Source organism: Burkholderia sp. HMSC10F09 (assembly GCF_001806955.1).
Lineage (GTDB): Bacteria > Pseudomonadota > Gammaproteobacteria > Burkholderiales > Burkholderiaceae > Burkholderia > Burkholderia multivorans.
The window spans coordinates 1-19,423 of sequence record NZ_KV786621.1; the positions used below are offsets into that span (position 1 = coordinate 1).

Below are 19,423 nucleotides of genomic sequence, written 5' to 3' on the forward strand. Positions count from 1 at the left end.
AGCGGCGCGCCGTCCCACGGCGGAAGCGGATCGCCGGGCGGCGGCAGCGCGCTGCTGCGTTGTACGGATTCGGTCGAATGCATGGAGTGCCTCTTCAGGGAGGAGCGAACGCTCAGGTCCGCAGTCTCGGGTTCGAAACGATCGAGCAGAGGTCGGCGAGCAGCACGAGCGTCAGATACGCGACGCAGAAGATCAGCGTGCACGCCTGCACGAGCGGGAAGTCGCGATTGCCGACGGCATCGACCATCAGGCTCGCGAGGCCCGGATAGTTGAAGATCGTCTCGACGACGATCACGCCGCCGAGCAGGTACGACAGGCTCAGCGCGATCGCGTTGGCGATCGGCCCGATCGCGTTCGGCAACGCGTGCAGCAGCACCACGCGCGCGGGGCTCGCGCCCTTCAGCCTCGCCATCTCGACATACGAGGCGCTCAGCTGTTCGATCACGGCCGCGCGCGTCATGCGCGCCATCTGCGCGACCACGACCGCGCACAGCGTCATCACCGGCATCGCGTACGCGCGCAGAAAGTCGTAGACGCTCTCGATCGGTCCGTTGTACGACAGCGCGGACAGCCAGTGCAGCTTGACCGCGAACACGAGCACCGCGACCGTCGCGATCAGGAACTCGGGCGTCGCGACGAGCGACAGCGTGCCGAGACTGATCACGCGATCGACGACGGACTCGCGCTTGACGGCCGCGACGATGCCGAGCAGCAACGCGATCGGCACCGACACGGCCGTCGTGATCGCGGCCAGCGTCAGCGATTTCGGCAGGCGGCCGCCGATCAGCTCCGACACCGGCATGTCGCTCGACAGCGAGCGGCCGAAATCGCCGTGCAGCAGCCCGGCGAGCCAATGCGCGTAGCGCACGTGCGCCGGCAGGTCGAGGCCGAACTGCTGGCGCAGCGCGGCGACCGTTTCCGGCGTCGCGGATTGGCCGAGCGCGGCCTGTGCGGCGTCGCCGGGCAGCAGGTTCGTGATCGTGAAAATGATCGCGGACACGATCAGCAGCGTCAGCGCCGTCACCGCGATGCGCCGGCCGATCAGTCCGAGCAGGATTCGATTCATGGAGCAGCACTCCGCGAGAGGTCGGACGCTGCCGGCGCGAGACCACGCGCCGGCAGCACGAGGGCGGCAGGCGCCGCCGTTACGCGTTCCACCAGACGTACTCGGCGAACATGAAGCCCATCATGCCGCCGGTCGGAATCGAGCCGAGGCCCGCGAGGCGCTTGTCGTATCCGTCGAGGAAACTGATGAACGCCGGAATCCCGACGCGCCCCTGCTGCGAGACGATCGCCTGCATGTCGCCGTACATCTGCTTGCGCTTCGCATCGTCGGTTTCCGAACGCGCGGCCAGCAGCAGCTGGTCGAACTTCGCGTTCTTCCAGCCCGACTCGTTCCATGCGGCGTCCGACTTGAAGAACTGCGTGAACAGCACGTCGGCGCTCGAGCGCGGATTGATGTTGCCGAAGCCAAGCGGATGCTTCATCCAGTGGTTCGACCAGTAGCCGTCGGCCGATACGCGGTTCACCTGCAGGTTCAGCCCGATCTTCTGGCCGGCCTGCTGCAGCAGCACGGCCATCTCGACCGAGCCGTTCGCGTCCGGCGTCGCATAGATCGGCGGCAGCGCGGTGCCGAGCGCGCCGGCTTTCTGCAGCAGGAATTTCGCCTTGTCCGGATCGTGCGCGCGCTGCGGCAGCGACGCGTTGAAGTAGCGATGGCCGGGCGGAATCGGCTGATCGTTGCCGATCACCGCGTAGCCGCGGAACACGGCCGAGCGGATCTGCTCGCGGTCGAACAGATACTTGATCCCTTCGACGAAATCCGGATTCGCGACGACGGGGTTCTCGCTGCGCATGATCAGGTCGGTATAGAGGCCCGACTTCGTTTCCTTCAGCGCATAGCCGGGCGTCGATGCGACGCGCTGCGTCGAGCGCGGGTCGATCGCATTGACGAGCTGCACGTCGCCGGACAGCAGCGCATTGAGGCGCGCGGTGCCGTCGCCGATGCCGATCAGCTCGATCTGGTCGAGATACGGCATGCCGGGCTTGAAGTAGCTCTCGTTGCGCACGCCGATCGTCGACACGCCCGGCTTGAACGACTTCAGCTTGTAAGGCCCGCAGCCGACGGCCGTCGAGAAGTCGGTCGTGCCGTCCTTCACGATCACGAGCTGCGGCGTCGCGAGGATCACCGGCAAGTCGGCGTTGCCGCTCGCGAGCGTCAGCGTGACTTCGTCGGGGCCGGTCGCCTTCGCGTCGACGAACTGGTCGGCGAGCGACTTGACCTTCGACGCGGTCGCCGCGTTCTTGTGGCGCATCAGCGAATACACGACGTCGGCCGGGCCGACGGTCTTGCCGTCGTGGAACGTGACGCCCTTGCGCAGCTTGATGATCCACGTCTTCGCGTCGGTCGTCTGCAGCGATTCGGCGAGATTCATCTGCGGCGTCAGGCTCGCATCGAGCTGCGTGAGACCGCTGTAGAACATGAAGAAGCGGATGTAGTCGGCGCCGGTCGAACCCTTCGCCGGATCCAGCGTGTCGGCCGTCGAGCCGGACTCGTTCGCCACGCGGATCTTGCCGCCGCGCTTCGGCGCGGGCGCCGCGAACGCGGCTTGCCCGGGCATCAGCAGTGCGCCGCCGCCGGCCGCCATCATCCCGCCCGCCGCCATGACGCGCATCATGTCGCGGCGCGTGAACCCGCCGTGGCCGCCGCCGTTGTCGATATCGTCGCTCATCCGAACTGCTCCTGACTGTGTAAAGTGGGTCGTGGGATCCAGCCTCGTTGGTGATGCCCGCCACGCGCGCCTGCTGGTGGCGAACGCGGCGTCGTGCGCAGCGATTTCATTTAAGCATCGCCAAAATGCCGGTTGTCGCGATTCGGGGCGCCCGTACGGCACGATCGACCGTTTTGGGTTGCCTGCGCAGCATGATTTGCTGCGCGCCGCACACGGCGCCGTCGGCGACGGCACGCGCGCCGACGATGCGACGAAGCGGGCCGCGACGCGGTGCGCTCGGTCGAATGCTCGACGCGCTTGCGCGTGCGGCATGTCGCGCTTCGTCGAGCGCCGCGCAGCCGCGCGTGCTGCGCGCTCTGCGCGTTCTGCGCGGCCGAGCCGACATGCGGACCGAACGCGCGGTGTGCGCGCGCCGCGGCGATGACACGCCGCTTCGTCGCTGCATGAACGTGCCGACAAAAGATCGGACGATTGCGTGTTCGCTCGCGACGCGGGTTCGCTCGCCGTATCGGACGCGGCATGACACGGCGCGGTGCGACACGACGCCGCCCGCCGTACCGCCGCCCTCTCGACCGGCTTACAGCCCGAGCAGCGTCGCGAGATGCCCGATGTCCGACACTTCGTAATAGTTGTAGAACGGCGTGCCCGGCTCGTGGCCGCGGTTCACGAACGCCTTGTGCTTGATCCCGAGATCGTGGGCCGTCATCAAGTCGTAGCGCAGGCTCGACGACACGTGCAGCACGTCCTCGGGCTTGCAGCCGAGCTTGCCGAACATGTACTCGAAGCCCTGCATGCGCGGCTTGTACGACTGGGCCTGCTGGGCGGTGAACACCGCGTGGAACGGCGCGCCGAGCTTGTCGACGTTGCTCATGATCTGGTCGTCCGACGCATTCGACAGGATCACGAGCTTGTACTGCTTCGCGAGCCGCGACAGCCCGGCCGGCACGTCCGGATGCGGGCCCCAGGTCGGCACCGCGTGATAGAAGCTTTCGGCCTCGGCCTCGTCGAACTTCACGCCGATGCGCGCGCAGGTGCGGCGGATCGCATTGACGACGACGTCGCGATACGGCTTCCACGCGCCGAGCACCTCGTCGAGACGATACGCGGCGAACGCATGCACGAAGGCTTCGAGATCGACGGGCGACAGGCGCTCCCCATACACTTCGCGCGCCATCTCGGCCATCCGGAAGCGGGTCAGCGTGCCGTAGCAGTCGAACGTGATGTACTTCGGTTCAAATTGGATCATGGTGACGTCCTGTCGTGTGAAGCCCCGGCACGGCCGGGGACGGGCTGGGTTTGAATGAAATTGAACCAGCGCAAAAAGTTCGGCGTGCATCGTTCGACACCGTGCAAAACGCAGAATCGCCGTGTGTTTCGCGCGCTGCGCGGCACGATCTGCTGCCGCGGCACGGTCGGCGTCGGCCGCCGGCGCGGCGCGCGGGTGGGTCGGGCGGTGTGGGCGGCGGCGTCGCGCCACGGCCTGCGCCGCGCATTCGGCCCTATGCCAGCCGCGCGAAATCCCGACCAGCGCTCATACAGGACGCACGCTGCCGCCTGGAAGGCCCCGCGATGCGCCGCGCCAGCGGCGGGGCGTTCGCGTCATTCGCATCATTTGCGTGCGCGAGCCCGCCGTCGCGCTCAAAACAGGCGAATCGTCCTATCCGTTCCGCCGCCCCGCTGGCAGAGTGATCGTGTCCTTCATACCGATCCGGAGTCCGGCGTGGCCGACATCAATTCTTCCCGCACGCTCACCTATCGTCCGTTCACCGAGCGCGACCTGCCCGCCGCGCAGCGGCTGTCGGAAGCGTTCAACTGGCCGCATCGGATCGACGACTGGCGCTTCGTGCTGCAGCTCGGCAGCGGCGTCGTCGCCGAAGACGAAACCGGCGTCGTCGGCACCGCGCTCGGCTGGCCGTTCGGCGCATCGCATGCGTCGCTCGGGATGGTGATCGTATCGCCCGAACGCCAGGGCCGCGGCATCGGGCGCGAACTGCTCGCGCGGATCGTCGACGGTTTCGGCGCGCGCACCGTGTTCCTGCATGCGACGCCGGCCGGCGAGCCGCTCTACGCGAAGTTCGGCTTCCAGCCGATCGGCACCATCAACCAGCATCAGGGCGCCGCGTTCCAGCCGCCGCTGATCTCGCTGCCGCCCGGCGAACGGCTGCGCCCGCTCGGCACCAACGACGGGCCGCGGCTCGCGGCGCTCGCCTCGCGCGCGGCCGGTTACCCGCGCGACGCGGTGATCGGCGCGCTGCTCGAGGTCGCGAACGGCATCGCGCTCGATCGCGACGGCGAGCTACTCGGCTTCGCGCTGTTCCGCCGCTTCGGCCGCGGGCATGTGATCGGCCCCGTCGTCGCGCCCGATCCGCTGCGCGCACAGGCGCTGATCAGTCACTGGCTCGCGTTGAACGCGGGCATCTTCGTGCGCCTCGACGTGCCGGGCGACAGCGGCCTGTCGGACTGGCTGCAGGGGCTCGGGCTGCCGCGCGTCGACACGGTCGTCGCGATGGCGCGCGGCGACGCGCCGGCGCGCGACCCCGCGCTGCGCACGTTCGCGATCGTCAACCAGGCACTCGGCTGAGCGACGCGTGCGATGACTTTTCTGTACAAGGCCGATCCGGTGCGCGGCGAGCAATGGGCCGCGCGCTTCGCGCAGCAGGCGCCGGACCTCGCGTTCCACATCTGGCCGGATCTCGGCGATGCGGCCGCCGTCCGCTATCTCGCCGCATGGCAGCCGCCCGACGATCCGCTCGCGCTGCTACCGAACCTCGAGGTCGTGTTCTCGGTCGGTGCCGGCATCGATCAGTTCGACCTGTCGCGCATTCCCGCGCATATCCCGGTTGTGCGGATGATCGAGCCCGGCATCGTCGAGGGGATGGTCGAATACGTGACGCAGGCCGTGCTGACGATCCACCGCGATCTGTTCGACTACGCGGCACAGCAGCGCGCGCAGATCTGGCGCGAGAAGCCGGTGCGCGCGGCCGCGTCGCGGCGCGTCGGCGTGCTGGGGCTCGGCACGCTCGGCCGCGCGGTGCTCGACATGCTGCGTCGCTTCGGTTTTCCGTGTGCGGGCTGGAGCCGCACGCCGCACACGCTCGACGGCGTCGCCTGCTATGCAGGCAACGCGAGACTCGACGCGTTCCTGGCGCGCACCGACATCCTGATCTGTCTGCTGCCGCTGACCGACGACACGCGCGGGCTGCTCGGCACGCGCGTGTTCGACGCGCTGCCGGCCGGCGCGTCGCTCGTGCATGTCGGGCGCGGCCCGCAGCTCGATGCGCGTGCACTGCTCGCGGCGCTCGACGACGGCCGGCTCGACAGCGCGATCGTCGACGTCACCGACCCTGAACCGCTGCCGGCCGGACATCCGTTCTGGGCGCATCCGCGCATCCGCATCACGCCGCACATCGCGAGCGCGACGCGCCCCGACACGGCCGTCGATGCGGTGCTCGCGAACCTTGCGCGCCATCGTGCCGGCCAGCCGATGATCGGTGTCGTCGATCGTGCGCGCGGCTACTGATCTGCACGCGCGCGCCGCAGCCGACGGCGCAGCAGAAAATGCCGAACGGCCCCGTGCAAAAACCGTGCACGTACGTTTCGGACCGCAAATTGAAAATGCGCACGGCATGCGCGTTCGCTAGCATGACTCCATCGCTGACCCACGACGAGAGTCCCGCCCTGCCATGACCCACTCCGCCCTGATCGAAGCCGATCGTCACCATCTGATCCATCCCGTCGTCAACTATCGCGCGCACGAAGCGCGCGGCGTGACCGTGCTCGAATCCGCCGACGGCGTGTTCCTGCGCGATGCCGACGGCCGTACGCTGCTCGACGCGTTCTCGGGCCTGTGGTGCGTGAACGTCGGCTACGGCCGCGACAGCATCGTCAAGGCGGCCACCGAGCAGATGGCGAAGCTGCCGTACGCGACCGGCTACTTCCATTTCGGTTCGCAGCCCGCGATCGAACTCGCCGAGCGGCTCGCGGCGCTCGCGCCCGCCTCGCTGAACCGCGTGTACTTCACGCTCGGCGGCTCCGACGCCGTCGACTCGGCGATCCGCTTCATCACGCACTACTTCAATGCGACGGGCCGGCCGTCGAAGAAGCAGATGATCGCGCTCGAGCGCGGCTATCACGGCTCGTCGTCGGTCGGCGCCGGCCTCACCGCGTTGCCCGCGTTCCATCGTCACTTCGATCTGCCGCGCGCCGACCAGCACCACATTCCGTCGCCGTACCCGTACCGCCACCCGCTCGGCGACGATGCGCCCGCGCTGATCGCCGCATCGGTCGCGGCGCTCGAAGCGAAAGTCGCCGAGCTCGGCGCGGACAATGTCGCCGCGTTCTTCTGCGAACCCGTGCAAGGCTCGGGCGGCGTGATCGTGCCGCCCGCCGGCTGGCTGAAGGCGATGCGCGACGCGTGCGGCCGCCTCGGCATCCTGTTCGTCGCCGACGAGGTGATCACGGGTTTCGGCCGCACGGGCCCGCTGTTCGCCTGCGAGATCGAAGACGTGGAGCCCGACCTGATGACGGTCGCGAAGGGATTGACCGCCGGCTATGCGCCGATGGGCGCCGTGCTGATGTCCGATGAAATCTACGAAGGCATTGCGGGCAGCCGCGCCGATTCGGCCGTCGTCGGCCACGGTCACACGTACTCCGCGCATCCGGTCAGCGCCGCGATCGGGCTCGAGGTGCTGAAGCTCTACCACGAAGGCGGGCTGCTCGCGAACGGGCAGGCGCTGGCGCCGCGCTTCGCGGCCGGGCTCGACGCGTTGCGCAGCCATCCGCTCGTCGGCGATGCGCGCTCGATCGGCTTGCTCGGCGCGCTCGAACTGGTGGCCGACAAGGCGCGCAAGACGCGCTTCGACGCCGCGCTGAACGTACCCGACAAGATCACGGCGGCAGCCTATGCGAACGGCATCGTCTTCCGTGCGTTCGGCGACGGCGTGCTCGGTTTCGCCCCGGCGCTGAGCTTCACGGCGGGCGAGTTCGACCTGCTGTTCGAGCGCCTGCGCCGCACGCTGGACGACGTCCTGGCGGACGCGGCCGTCCAGCGCGCGCTCGACGCCGCGCAGGCGCAGCCCGCGTGAACGGAACCGGGGAAAGCCGGGCTTGTGGCGGCTACGGTTCGCCTCTAAAGTAACCGGACATTCCATTTTTCAGTGCTCTGAGTGGAACATGACGGACAGCAAGCTAGACCGGATCGACCTGCGCATTCTTTCGCAGTTGCAGAAGCGCGGCCGCATGACCAACGTCGAACTGGCCGATGCGGTCGGGCTGTCGCCGAGCCCGTGCCTGATCCGCGTGAAGCGGCTCGAGAAGGCCGGCTACATCGGCGGCTACGGGGCGCACATCCAGCTCGAGAAACTCGGCGACGTGCAGGTCGTGTTCACCGAGGTCACGCTCGCCGATCATCGGCGCGAGGATTTCGAGCGGTTCGTCGCGGCGATCCGCAACGTCGACGAGATCGTCGAGTGCCATCTCGCGAGCGGCGGCTACGACTACCTGCTCAAGTTCGTCACGCGCAGCGTGAGCCATTACCAGACGATCGTCGAAGGTCTGCTCGAGCAGAACATCGGCATCGAGAAGTATTTCAGCTACGTGATCATCAAATCGCCGTTCGTCAAACGGCACTACCCATTGGAATCGCTGTTCGGCGAGCGGCACTGACGGATCGCCGGCCGACGTCGTGCGCACGCTGCGCGCGGCGCCGCCGTGCCCGCCCGTCGCCGTCGAACGCCACCCTCGAAGGACGCTCCGTGATGTCGCTTGCCCTCTCCCGCACCGAACTCCTGCGCACGGCCAACCTGATCGACGGCACCTGGCGCGATGCGCTCGACGGCCGCCGCTATGCGGTCGATGATCCGGCCACGCTCGATCGCGTCGCCGACGTACCCGATAGCGCCGCCGCCGACGCGCGTGCCGCGACCGACGCGGCCGCACGCGCGATGCCCGCACGCGAACGCGCGGCGATCCTGCGCGCCTGGCACGCGGCGATCGTCGCGCATACCGACGATCTCGCGAAACTGATGTCGCGCGAACAGGGCAAGCCGCTTGCCGAGGCGCGCGGCGAAGTCGCGTACGGCGCGTCGTACGTGCTCTGGTTCGCGGAGGAAGCGACGCGCACGTACGGCGACGTTATTCCGCAGCAGCAGCGCGGCAAGCGGCTCAGCGCGATCAAGGAGCCGATCGGCATCGTCGCGGCGATCACGCCGTGGAATTTCCCGCTCGCGATGATCGCGCGCAAGATCGCGCCGGCGCTCGCGGCCGGCTGCACGGTCGTCGCGAAGCCGGCCGAAGACACGCCGCTCACGGCACTCGCGCTCGCCTTCCTCGCGCAGGAAGCCGGCGTGCCGCCGGGCGTGCTGAACATGATCGCCGCGTCGCGCGAGCGCGGTGTCGATGCGGTGGCCGACTGGCTCGCCGACGCGCGCGTGCGCAAGATCACGTTCACCGGCTCGACACCGGTCGGCAAGCTGCTCGCGCGCGAGTCGGCCGCGACGCTGAAGAAGCTGTCGCTCGAACTCGGCGGCAACGCGCCGTTCATCGTGTTCGACGATGCCGAGCTCGACGCGGCCGTCGACGGCTTGATGGCCGCGAAATTCCGCAACGGCGGCCAGACCTGCGTGTCGCCGAACCGCGTCTACGTGCAGGCCGGCGTCTACGACACGTTCGCGGAGAAGCTTGCCGCGCGCGTCGGCGCGCTGAAGGTCGCACCGGCCAGCGATCCGGCCGCGCAGATCGGGCCGATGATCAACGCGCGCGCGGTCGACAAGATCGCGCGCCACGTCGACGATGCGCGCGAGCGCGGCGCGCGCGTGCTGACGGGCGGCAAGCGGCTGCCGGCGCTCGGCCCGCATTATTACGCGCCCACCGTACTCGCCGATGCGACGGCCGACATGCAGCTCGCGTGCGAAGAAACGTTCGGCCCCGTCGTCGCGCTGTTTCGCTTCGATACCGAGGCGCAGGCGATCGACGCCGCGAACGACACGCCGTACGGGCTCGCCGCGTATTTCTATACGCAGGACGTGCGCCGCATCGCGCGCGTATCGGCGCAACTCGAAACGGGCATCGTCGGCATCAACGAAGGCGCGCTCGCGAGCGAGGCCGCCCCGTTCGGCGGCGTGAAGGAATCGGGCTACGGTCGCGAAGGGTCGCGGTACGGGCTCGACGACTACCTGTCGATCAAATACCTGTGCCAGGGCGGGCTCGAATGACGCGCGCCGAGCGCCGTACGCTGCCGCCTGACGTTTTCGCTACACGGAACCCGCTGCCATGAATGCTGCCGCCCTCGCCGCTTACCCGATCGAAGTGTCGTTTCCCAATCTCGCGCCGCACCGCGCGAGCAATACCGATGTCGACTACGTGCACCGCTTCGCCGCCGCCGAGCCGGGGCCGAACGTGATGGTCAATGCGCTCACGCACGGCAACGAGGTGTGCGGCGCGATCGTCGTCGATGCGCTGCTCGCGCTCGGCGTGCGGCCGCGACGCGGCACGCTGACGCTCTCGTTCGCGAACGTCGCCGCCTACGCGCGCTTCGATCCGGCGCAGCCCGATGCCGCGCGCTTCGTCGATCAGGACTTCAACCGCGTCTGGACGCCCGCCGTGCTCGACGACCGCTCGCGCCGGTCGGTCGAACTCGATCGCGCGCGCGAACTGCGCCCGTTCGTCGACGCGGCCGACTGGCTGCTCGACCTGCATTCGATGCACGAGCGCAGTGCGCCGCTGATCGTCGCCGGTCCGCTCGACAAGGGTGTCGCGCTCGCACGCCGCGTCGGCGCACCGGCCACCGTGATTCGCGACGCCGGGCACCCGGAGGGCACGCGGATGCGCGACTACGGCGCGTTCGGCGACCCGGCGAGCGACAAATGCGCGATGCTCGTCGAATGCGGTCAGCACTGGGAGGCACGTGCGGTCGCGGTCGCCCGCGATACCACGGCCCGTTTCCTGGTCGCGTCGGGTGTCGTCGAGCGCGAGGACCTGCCGGCCGACTGGTTCCTGCCGCTGCCCGACGCGATGCGCGTCGTCGAAGTCACGGAGCCTGTCGTCGCGACGAGCACCGCGTTTCGCTTCGCGGGCGACTACACGGGCCTCGAACATTTCCCCGATGCCGGCACCGTGATCGGCTGGTCGAACGGCGAACCGGTCGTCACGCCCTATCCCGACTGCGTGCTCGTGATGCCGTCGCTGCGCCAGTTGCGGCCCGGCGTGACGGTCGTGCGCCTCGGGCGCCTCGTCGACGATACCGGCACGCGCGCCTGATCGCGCGCATCGCGCGGCCCGTATCGCCGCGCACACGTTTGCGGCGACCCAGCCCCGCGCGCACCGCGCGCCGGGCCTCCATTTCTTCGCGCCACTGCCGTTAACCCGGATTTTGATGCCGACCGTGCGCGTTGTGCGGGCCGGCACGACACGCGCGAGCATGTCTGCCTCCACTTCAATCGAGAAAATCGCCGACTGGGCGGGGCGCCACACCTTGTTCGTCGGCGCGCTCGGCACGCTGATGTCGCTGGCCGCGCTCGCGATCAGCGCGCTCACGCTGTGGGCCGCGCGCAGCGAAGTCGTCGAGCATGCGCATGAAACGTCGCGCAACGTCGCCGCGGTGCTCGTCAGCGAGATCGCGCGGACCGTCGAAACGTCGAACGCCGCGCTCGTCGCGCTGGCGTCCGACCTCGGCAATCCGGCCGTGCGACGCATGGACGCCGGCTTGCGGCACGACCTGCTGTTCGAGCGCACGGCCGCGCAGTACGTGACGGGAATGGGCGTGACGGACCGGTACGGCCGGCTGATCGACGGATGCTGCAGTTCGTCGCATCGCTGGGATTTCAGCGATCGCGACTATTTCAACGTCCATCGCAAGGCGGACGGCGTCGGGCTTTACGTGTCGCAAGCGTATCGCGCACGCTCGCGCGGCGGCGCCGAATCGATAGCGCTGTCGCGGCGCATCGAGCGGCCGGACCATACGTTCGATGGCATTGCCGTCGTCGCGATCGACCTCGCGTACTTCGGCCAGTTGCTGTCGCGGCTGAACGTCGGACCGCACGGCGTCACGGCGATCCTGCGCGCGGACGGCACGATCCTCGCGAGAAACCCGCCGCTCAGCGAGCATCAGATGACGCGCCTGCGCCGCTCGAAGTCGTTCGAGCGCATGGTGAGCCGCGAGTCGGGGTTCTATGCCGCGCATTCGTCGATCGACGGCACGTTGCGTCTGTATACGTTCCAGCGCGTGCCCGGCACGCCACTGATCGCGGTCGTCGCGCCGGCCGAGCGCGACGTGCTGGCCGGCATCACGCGGCTGTCGTGGACGGTCGGCGTGTCGGCGTCGGTGATCGGCGCGCTGTTCTGCGCGGTGGTCTGGCTGCTTGCGTTCGCGTTGCGCGACAATCTGCGCAAGCAGCAGCGGCTGACCGACCTCGCGTGCACCGATCCGCTGACGGGCCTGCACAACCGCCGCGCGCTCGATGCGATGCTCGTCGACGCGTGCGCGCGGCTGCAGCGCGGCGACGGCGGCAGCCTGTCGGTGCTGTTCATCGATGCCGATCGCTTCAAGCAGTACAACGACCGCTACGGGCATGCGCACGGCGACACGGCGCTGCGCTTTCTCGCCGCCTGCATTCGCGCGCATGTATGCCGGCGCGGCGACGTCGCCGCGCGATACGGCGGCGAGGAATTCGTCGCGGTGCTGCCCGATACCGACGCGCGCGGCGCGATGCAGATCGCGGACGCGATCCGCCGCGACGTCGAACGCAACCGGCTCGACGGATTTGCGGATCCGGTGCCCGCGTTCACGGTCAGCATCGGCTGCGCGACGGCCGACCGCGCGCGTGCGGCATCGGCCGATGCATTGGCGCGTCGCGCCGACCGTGCGCTGTATACGGCGAAGCACCGCGGCCGCAATCGCGTGTGCCACGCCGACGTCGAAACCGCCGCGCCAGCCGAACCGGCGATCGTCTAGCGCCCGCACAGCGCACCCTCGCACGCCGCACGGCGACTGCGCCGCGTCGCGCGATGCACCGCACGGCGGCACGACGCGCAACAAATCCGTAACGGCCACGTCACGATCGATCCCGACAATTCGCCATCTTCGGCTTTCAGGATGGAGTGCTGCATGTTCGCGTCATCGAATCGTTTCGCGCTGCACGTGGCCGCGCTGTCGAGTGCGATCGTTCTTGCCGCGTGCGGCGGCGGCGACGATGTCGTCGCCACCGACACGCCGCAGGCGGCCGTACCGGCGCCGCCGCCCGATCCCGGCTTCGTCGACAGCGCGCCGGTGCCGAGCGTGCCCGCATTCGTCGACACCATCGCGACCAACCAGCGCGGCGACGCGCGCTACGCGACGCTGTCGACGAACGCGGCCGTGCGCGTGCTGAGCCGCTTCCTCGACCTGTGGCAGCCGTCGACGATGCTCGTCGACGCGGGCGTCAGCGCGCCGGCCGACGGCGCGTTCCCCGCGATCTCGCCGTCAACGTGCTCCGGGCTGCCCGACAGCGGCACGCCGTGCGGGACGATCCTGAACGCGGCGGTGCTGTCCGCGAACGTGCAATACGTGATCGAGGCGACGACCGCGCGCACGCCGCAGCAGGCCGACGCCGCGTACTTCGACGACCGGCGCGGCAAAGGGTACAGCGTGACCGACGGGATGGGACCGCTGACCGCCGCGTGGCGCACCGCGGCACAGCAGACGACGAGCATCACGAGCGTGCCGGCCGACGCGACGACCGTGCTGTACAACGACACCGGCAACAACGTCGGCGTCGGCGGCAGCGCGAATGCCGGTTTCGGCAAAGTGGTCGATCTGCTGAACGAGATGGGCAGCAACGCGTCGACGGAGCCGGCGAAGCGCTTCTACAAATACGCACGGCCGTACCGCTGGAGCTCGAGCGTCGTCGTCGCGCCGACGCTCGTGCCGGCGAAAAGCACGACGCCCGCGACCGACGGCGGTTTCGTCAGCGGCCACACGGCCGAAGCGGTGCGCGATGCGGTGACGATGGCGTGGCTCGTGCCGGAGCGCTTCCAGGAAATGGTCGGCCGCGGGCTGGAACTCGGCGAGAACCGGATCCTCGCCGGCATGCACTCGCCGCTCGACGTGATCGGCGGACGTATGCTCGCGCTGGCGGTCAGCGCGGCGAACCTCACCGTGTACGCGAACGATGCGCAGGCCGCGTACGCGCAGGCGCACCAGACGCTGCAGCAGCTCACCGGCACGACCGACGCGACCTTCGCAGCGTTTGCGCATTCAGGCACCGCGGCCACCGACCGGTTCGCCGACTATGCGACGAACAAGGCCGCATTCCTGCGCCGGATGACGTTCGGCTTCGCGCCGATCGAGCCGACCGATGCACCGCCCGTCGTGCCGAAGGGCGCGGAGATCCTGCTGCTGACGCGCTTCCCGTATCTGAGCGCGGACCAGCGCCGCGTCGTGCTGAAGACCACCGAAATGCCGTCCGGCTATCCGGTAATGGACGATGCGGAAGGCTGGGGCCGGCTGAACCTGTTCGCCGCCGCCGACGGGTACGGCGCGTTCAACGGCAACGTGACCGTGTCGATGGACGGATCGAAAGGCGGGCTGAACGCGGCCGACGTGTGGCGCAACGACATCGCAGGCGCCGGCAAGCTGACGCTGCAAGGCAGCGGCACGCTCACGCTTGCGGGCAACAACCGCTATACCGGCGGCACGCAGGTCGCCGGCGGCACGCTCACGGCCGCATCGGCGTCCGCGTTCGGCAGCGGCGACGTGTACGTCGGCACGGGCGGCAGCGTGCGGATCGCGGCGGCCGCGCCGGTGACGATCGCGACGCGCTATACGCAGCTCGACGGCGCGACGCTGGAACTCGACATTGACGGCAACGGCGGCGGGCGTCTGCGCGTCGGCGGCCCGTTGACGATCGCGGGCGGCACGCTGCGCGTGAAATTCGTGAACGGCTATGCGCCGAAGGCCGGCGATACGATCGCGCTGGTCGACGGCGCGGCGGCGGCAGCGAAATTCTCGACGGTGATCGTCGACGGGTTCCACGCAACGCCGGTGTACACGGCAACGGGCGTGTCGGTCGTGCTGTCCGCCGCGTGAGCGGCGTTCGATGGACCGCGCGGCGTAACGCGCGCGGTCGGTCGTACGACACGCATCACCGGCTCAGTGATGCTCGTACGGACGCTGCGTGTCGACCGACGCGACCGATGTGACCAACGCGACGTGCGCGTTCGCGCCGGCGTTCGGCTGTGCGGCCGCCGCTTGCGATTGCTGCGCGGCGACCTTCGCCTCGGCGGCCTGGATGTCGTCCGGATAGGACGGATCGGTGCCGACCGGCCGGTAGCCGGCCTGCTCGACGCGCACCAGATCGGCGCGCACGTCGGCCCGCGTGACGGGGCCGTTGGCGGTTTGCGCGAATGCGACGAGCGGCGCGCTCAATGCGCAGGAAAGCACGACTGCACGGATCCAGCTGTTCATGATGTTCACCTTTGAAAATGACGTGTTCGCGTCCGCTGACGAAGCCGGACTTCCGCTCCCCATCGATGCGATGAAGAGTCCGGTTCATTCTGCGATTCACGCGCTTTCCGGAAGGTGAGCCTTTCATTACGGTGTTGTTATCCGCGCGCCGCCGCGTCGCCGTCGTGCGTTCATGCGCTCATGCGCCCGGGTCGATCGTGCGCACCTGCGGAATCATCGCGGCCTGCCCGCGCACGATGCCGCCCGCGTCGACGAGTTGCCACACGGTCGCGCGCTCGATCCAGAAACGCTTGCCGGACTTCGTCACGCGCACGCCGCGGTAGTCGGACACGAAGCCGTCGCGCGCGACCTTCTCGAGGAACGACTGGCGCTCGCGCCGCTCCATCGGTTCCGCCGACAGCCGCGACGGCAACGCGGTCAGTTCGTCCCAGCCATATTCGAAGATCGCCTGCGCGCGCTTGTTGCCGTACACGAACACCGGATCGGCCGAGGTGTCGTGCGCGAGGATACCGAACGGCGCGGCGTCGTACAGCCATGCGGCGCCGTCCGCCGCGTTCAGGCCGTCAGGCACGAGCGGCCGGTTCAGAAGCCGGCGATACGAGTCGGCGAGAAGAAGGAAGAAGTCTGCATCGGTGCGCAACGACATCGGTCAAGCTCCTGGCAATCGTCTGGACAGGCGGATGGTCGGGGTTCGACATTATGGACGAAGCGATGCGCGGCTGTCGGCACCGGCGCGAGGGCGGCGCCGTGTTGCCGTGCGGGTGCTCCGCATTGCCCGGGCGACGAAACGCGTTCGGCCATCGCGTACGCGCGCGCAGCACCGATCGGCAAACGCCAAATTCGAGATCCTCGGCCCGGGTGCCCAGATAACGGCTTCGTAATCTTCGGGTCAGCGACGGGTCAACCCCGCGACGGCAGACTGCACGCTTGTCGCAACGAATGCGAATCCGAGCCCTGCATCGAGGAGCAACATCATGTGGATCGTCCGGCTGGCGCTGCGCAGGCCCTACACGTTCGTCGTACTCGCGCTCTTGATCTTCATCGCTGGACCGCTCGCGCTGCTGCGCACGCCGACCGACATCTTTCCGAGCATCGACATTCCGGTCGTCAGCATCGTGTGGTCGTACAACGGCTTCTCGGCCGAGGACATGGCGAAGCGGATCGCGTCGAACTACGAACGCGCGCTCACGTCCGACGTCGACGACATCGAGCACATCGAGTCGCAGTCGCTGAACGGCGTGTCGGTCGTGAAGATCTTTTTCCACCCGGGCGCCGACATCAACCGCGCGATCGCCGAAGCCGCGAGCAATGCGGCGTCGATCCTGCGGATCCTGCCGCCCGGCACGCTGCCGCCGAACATCATCACGTACAACGCGTCGACGGTGCCGATCCTGCAGCTCGGCCTGTCGAGCGACACGCTCGCCGAACAGCAGCTGTACGACCTCGGCAACAGCTTCATCCGCACGCAGCTCGCGACCGTGCAGGGCGCCGCCGTGCCGCTGCCGTTCGGCGGCAAGATCCGGCAGATCGTCGTCGATCTCGATACGCGCGCACTGCAGGCGAAGGGGCTCGCGCCGATCGACGTCGTAAACGCGATCAACGCGCAGAACCTCATCCTGCCGGGCGGCACCGCGAAGATCGGTACGCGCGAATACAACGTGCAGATGAACGGCAGCACGCAGACCGTCGCCGCACTGAATAACCTGCCGGTGAGGACGGTCGGCGGCAACGTCGTGTACGTGCGCGACGTCGCGCACGTCCGCGACGGCTATGCGCCGCAGACCAACATCGTGCGTGCGGACGGCCGGCGCGCGGCGCTGCTGACGGTCGAGAAGACGGGCAGCGCATCGACGCTGACGATCATCGACCAGGTGAAGGCGATGCTGCCCAAGATCGAGGCCGGACTGCCGAAGGCGCTGCACATCGCGCCGCTCGACGATCAGTCGGTGTTCGTGAAGGCCGCGGTGCAGGGCGTCGTGCGCGAAGCGCTGATCGCCGCGTGCCTGACCGCGCTGATGATCCTGCTGTTTCTCGGCAGCTGGCGCGCGACGCTGATCATCGCGGTCTCGATTCCGCTCGCGGTGCTGACGTCGCTGCTCGCGCTGTCGGCGCTCGGCCAGACGATCAACATCATGACGCTCGGCGGGCTCGCGCTTGCGGTCGGGATCCTCGTCGACGACGCCACCGTCGCGATCGAGAACATCACGCATCATCTCGAACTCGGTGCGCCGCTCGAGGACGCGATCCTGACCGGCGCGGGCGAAATCGCGGTGCCGACCTTCGTGTCGACGCTGTCGATCTGCATCGTGTTCGTGCCGATGTTCCTGCTGACCGGCGTCGCGCGCTACCTGTTCGTGCCGCTCGCCGAGGCCGTCATCTTCGCGATGATCGCGTCGTACTTCTTCTCGCGCACGCTGGTGCCGACGCTCGCGATGGCACTGATGCGCGCGAAGCGCCAGGGCCGGCCGCCGCGCGGCATGTTCGCGCGGCTCGCGCGGTTCCAGGCCGCGTTCGAACACCGCTTCGAGGCCGTGCGGCTGCGCTACCGCGCGCTGCTGTCCGCGGCGATCGCGCGACGCCGCCGCTTCGCGGCCGCGTTCCTGCTCGCGTGCATCGCGTCGACCGGCCTGTATGCATTTGCCGGGCAGGATTTCTTCCCGTCGGTCGACACCGGCGAGATTCGCCTGCACCTGCGCGCGCCGACCGGCACGCGGATCGAGGAAACCGCGCGGCTCACCGATGAAGTCGAAGCGAAGATCCGCACCGTGATTCCGCCGCGCGAACTCGCGGGCGTGCTCGACAACATCGGCGTGCCGGTGAGCGGGATCAACCTCACGTACGACTCGTCGGACCCGATCGGCAGCGAGGACGCAGACGTGATGATCACCCTGAGGCCCGATCACGCGCCGACCGCCGCGTATGTCGCGACGCTGCGCAACGTGCTTGCGCAGTCGTTCCCCGGCGTCACATTCGCGTTCCTGCCGGCCGATATCGTCAGCCAGATCCTCAACTTCGGCTTGCCTGCGCCGATCGACATCCAGATCGTCGGCAACAAGCTCGACCGGAACCGTGCGGTCGCGAATGCACTGCTCGCGAAGCTGCGCGGCGTGCGCGGGCTCGTCGACGCGCGCATCCAGCAGCCCGGCGACGAGCCCGCGATCGACGTGAACGTCGATCGCACGAAGGCGATCCAGGCCGGCCTCCAACAGCGCGACGTCGCGCAGAACCTGCTGATCGCGCTGTCCGGCAGCTCGCAGACGACGCCGAACTTCTGGCTCGATCCGCGCAACGGCGTCAGCTATCCGGTGCTCGTGCAGACGCCGCAGTACACGGTGAACTCGCTGCAGGCGCTCGCGAACGTGCCGCTGCCGACGAGCGCCGCGCGCGCGCCGCAGACGCCGGCCGGCGGCCCGGCCGCCGGTGCGCCCGCGCAGAACCTGCTCGGCGCGCTCGGCACGTTCTCGCGTGCGACGCAGCAGGCCGTCGTGTCGCACTACAACGTGCAGCCGGTGCTCGACATCTTCGCGTCGGTGCAGGGACGCGACCTCGGCGGCGTGACCGCGGACGTGACGAAGCTCGTCGACGACGCGCGCGCGCAACTGCCGCCCGGCTCGTCGATCGTGCTGCGCGGCCAGGTGCAGGCGATGCACGAATCGTTCACGGGCCTGCTCGGCGGACTCGTGCTCGCGATCTCGCTCGTCTATCTGCTGATGGTCGTGAACTTCCAGTCGTGGCTCGACCCGCTCGTGATCGTCGGCGGGCTCCCCGCGTCGCTCGCCGGCATCGCATGGATGCTGTTCGTCACGCGCACCACGCTGTCGGTGCCCGCGCTGACCGGCACGATCCTGTGCATCGGCATCGCGACCGCGAACAGCATTCTCGTCGTGAACACCGCGCGCGAACAGCTTGCCGGCGGCGCGTCGCCGTGGCAGGCCGCGCTCGAAGCCGGCTTCAGCCGCTTCCGTCCGGTCCTGATGACGGCGCTCGCGATGCTGATCGGCATGCTGCCGATGGCGCTCGGTCTCGGCGACGGCGGCGAGCAAAACGCGCCGCTCGGACGCGCGGTGATCGGCGGGCTCGCGTTCGGCACGCTGTCGACGCTGCTGTTCGTCCCGGTGCTGTTCGGCTTCGTCCACGCGTGGCTCGCACGGCGCCGCGCGGCGGCCGCCGAACGCGCCACACCCGACACGCCCGCACTGCGCTGAACGCGGCTGCCCGCCCTTTCCATTCGAATCGACCGACTGGGGAATTC

The 19,423-nt window shown here is 68.9% G+C and carries 14 protein-coding genes; 9 read left to right on the forward strand and 5 right to left on the reverse strand.

Annotated elements, in window-relative coordinates; all coding sequences use genetic code 11:
- Positions 1-112 precede the first annotated feature (112 nt).
- The 3 genes from HMPREF3115_RS07770 to HMPREF3115_RS07785 all read right to left on the reverse strand — a co-directional run bounded on the left by HMPREF3115_RS07770 (position 113) and on the right by HMPREF3115_RS07785 (position 3,978).
- The gene (locus tag HMPREF3115_RS07770) at positions 113-1,066 is read right to left on the reverse strand and encodes an ABC transporter permease (protein WP_059785737.1); all 954 of its coding nucleotides are present in this window, start codon (positions 1,064-1,066) and stop codon (positions 113-115) included.
- A gap of 79 nt (positions 1,067-1,145) precedes the next feature.
- Positions 1,146-2,732 carry an ABC transporter substrate-binding protein gene (locus tag HMPREF3115_RS07775; RefSeq protein ID WP_059873413.1) on the reverse strand — a complete coding sequence of 529 codons (1,587 nt, stop codon included), beginning with the start codon at positions 2,730-2,732 and terminating at the stop codon, positions 1,146-1,148.
- Positions 2,733-3,309: 577 nt separating this feature from the next.
- Positions 3,310-3,978 (reverse strand): haloacid dehalogenase type II, encoded by a 669-nt coding sequence (locus HMPREF3115_RS07785; protein WP_070553990.1) that lies wholly within the window; start codon positions 3,976-3,978, stop codon positions 3,310-3,312.
- 474 nt (positions 3,979-4,452) lie between these two features.
- Here HMPREF3115_RS07785 and HMPREF3115_RS07790 point away from each other — a divergent pair, with 474 nt between their 5' ends.
- From HMPREF3115_RS07790 to HMPREF3115_RS07825, 8 genes are all read left to right on the forward strand, one after another.
- On the forward strand, positions 4,453-5,313 hold the full coding sequence (locus HMPREF3115_RS07790) for a GNAT family N-acetyltransferase (RefSeq protein WP_039223862.1): 861 nt from the start codon (positions 4,453-4,455) through the stop codon (positions 5,311-5,313).
- Between the two features lie 12 nt (positions 5,314-5,325).
- Positions 5,326-6,252, forward strand: coding sequence for a 2-hydroxyacid dehydrogenase (locus HMPREF3115_RS07795; protein ID WP_070553992.1), 927 nt, complete (start codon positions 5,326-5,328; stop codon positions 6,250-6,252).
- 163 nt (positions 6,253-6,415) lie between these two features.
- Positions 6,416-7,816 (forward strand): aspartate aminotransferase family protein, encoded by a 1,401-nt coding sequence (locus HMPREF3115_RS07800; RefSeq protein ID WP_070553993.1) that lies wholly within the window; start codon positions 6,416-6,418, stop codon positions 7,814-7,816.
- 88 nt (positions 7,817-7,904) lie between these two features.
- Positions 7,905-8,396 carry an Lrp/AsnC family transcriptional regulator gene (locus HMPREF3115_RS07805; protein WP_035956635.1) on the forward strand — a complete coding sequence of 164 codons (492 nt, stop codon included), beginning with the start codon at positions 7,905-7,907 and terminating at the stop codon, positions 8,394-8,396.
- Positions 8,397-8,488: 92 nt separating this feature from the next.
- The gene (locus HMPREF3115_RS07810; protein WP_070553995.1) at positions 8,489-9,943 is read left to right on the forward strand and encodes an NAD-dependent succinate-semialdehyde dehydrogenase; all 1,455 of its coding nucleotides are present in this window, start codon (positions 8,489-8,491) and stop codon (positions 9,941-9,943) included.
- Between the two features lie 58 nt (positions 9,944-10,001).
- Positions 10,002-10,988 carry a M14 family metallopeptidase gene (locus HMPREF3115_RS07815; protein WP_070553996.1) on the forward strand — a complete coding sequence of 329 codons (987 nt, stop codon included), beginning with the start codon at positions 10,002-10,004 and terminating at the stop codon, positions 10,986-10,988.
- A 160-nt stretch (positions 10,989-11,148) separates the two neighbouring features.
- Positions 11,149-12,681: a sensor domain-containing diguanylate cyclase gene (locus tag HMPREF3115_RS07820; RefSeq protein WP_070554019.1), complete on the forward strand. Its 1,533-nt coding sequence runs from the start codon at positions 11,149-11,151 to the stop codon at positions 12,679-12,681.
- 153 nt (positions 12,682-12,834) lie between these two features.
- Positions 12,835-14,793, forward strand: a complete 1,959-nt coding sequence (locus HMPREF3115_RS07825; RefSeq protein WP_070554021.1) for a phosphatase PAP2 family protein — start codon at positions 12,835-12,837, stop codon at positions 14,791-14,793.
- Between the two features lie 63 nt (positions 14,794-14,856).
- Here the strand turns inward: HMPREF3115_RS07825 and HMPREF3115_RS07830 are convergent, their stop codons facing one another.
- Together HMPREF3115_RS07830 and HMPREF3115_RS07835 are read right to left on the reverse strand one after the other, a co-directional pair.
- A complete protein-coding gene (locus HMPREF3115_RS07830; protein WP_006399057.1) occupies positions 14,857-15,171 on the reverse strand; it encodes a DUF4148 domain-containing protein in 315 nt (104 codons plus the stop codon).
- Between the two features lie 178 nt (positions 15,172-15,349).
- The gene (locus tag HMPREF3115_RS07835; RefSeq protein WP_006399059.1) at positions 15,350-15,817 is read right to left on the reverse strand and encodes an MEKHLA domain-containing protein; all 468 of its coding nucleotides are present in this window, start codon (positions 15,815-15,817) and stop codon (positions 15,350-15,352) included.
- 328 nt (positions 15,818-16,145) lie between these two features.
- Here HMPREF3115_RS07835 and HMPREF3115_RS07840 point away from each other — a divergent pair, with 328 nt between their 5' ends.
- Positions 16,146-19,376, forward strand: a complete 3,231-nt coding sequence (locus HMPREF3115_RS07840; RefSeq protein ID WP_070553998.1) for an efflux RND transporter permease subunit — start codon at positions 16,146-16,148, stop codon at positions 19,374-19,376.
- Positions 19,377-19,423 lie beyond the last annotated feature (47 nt).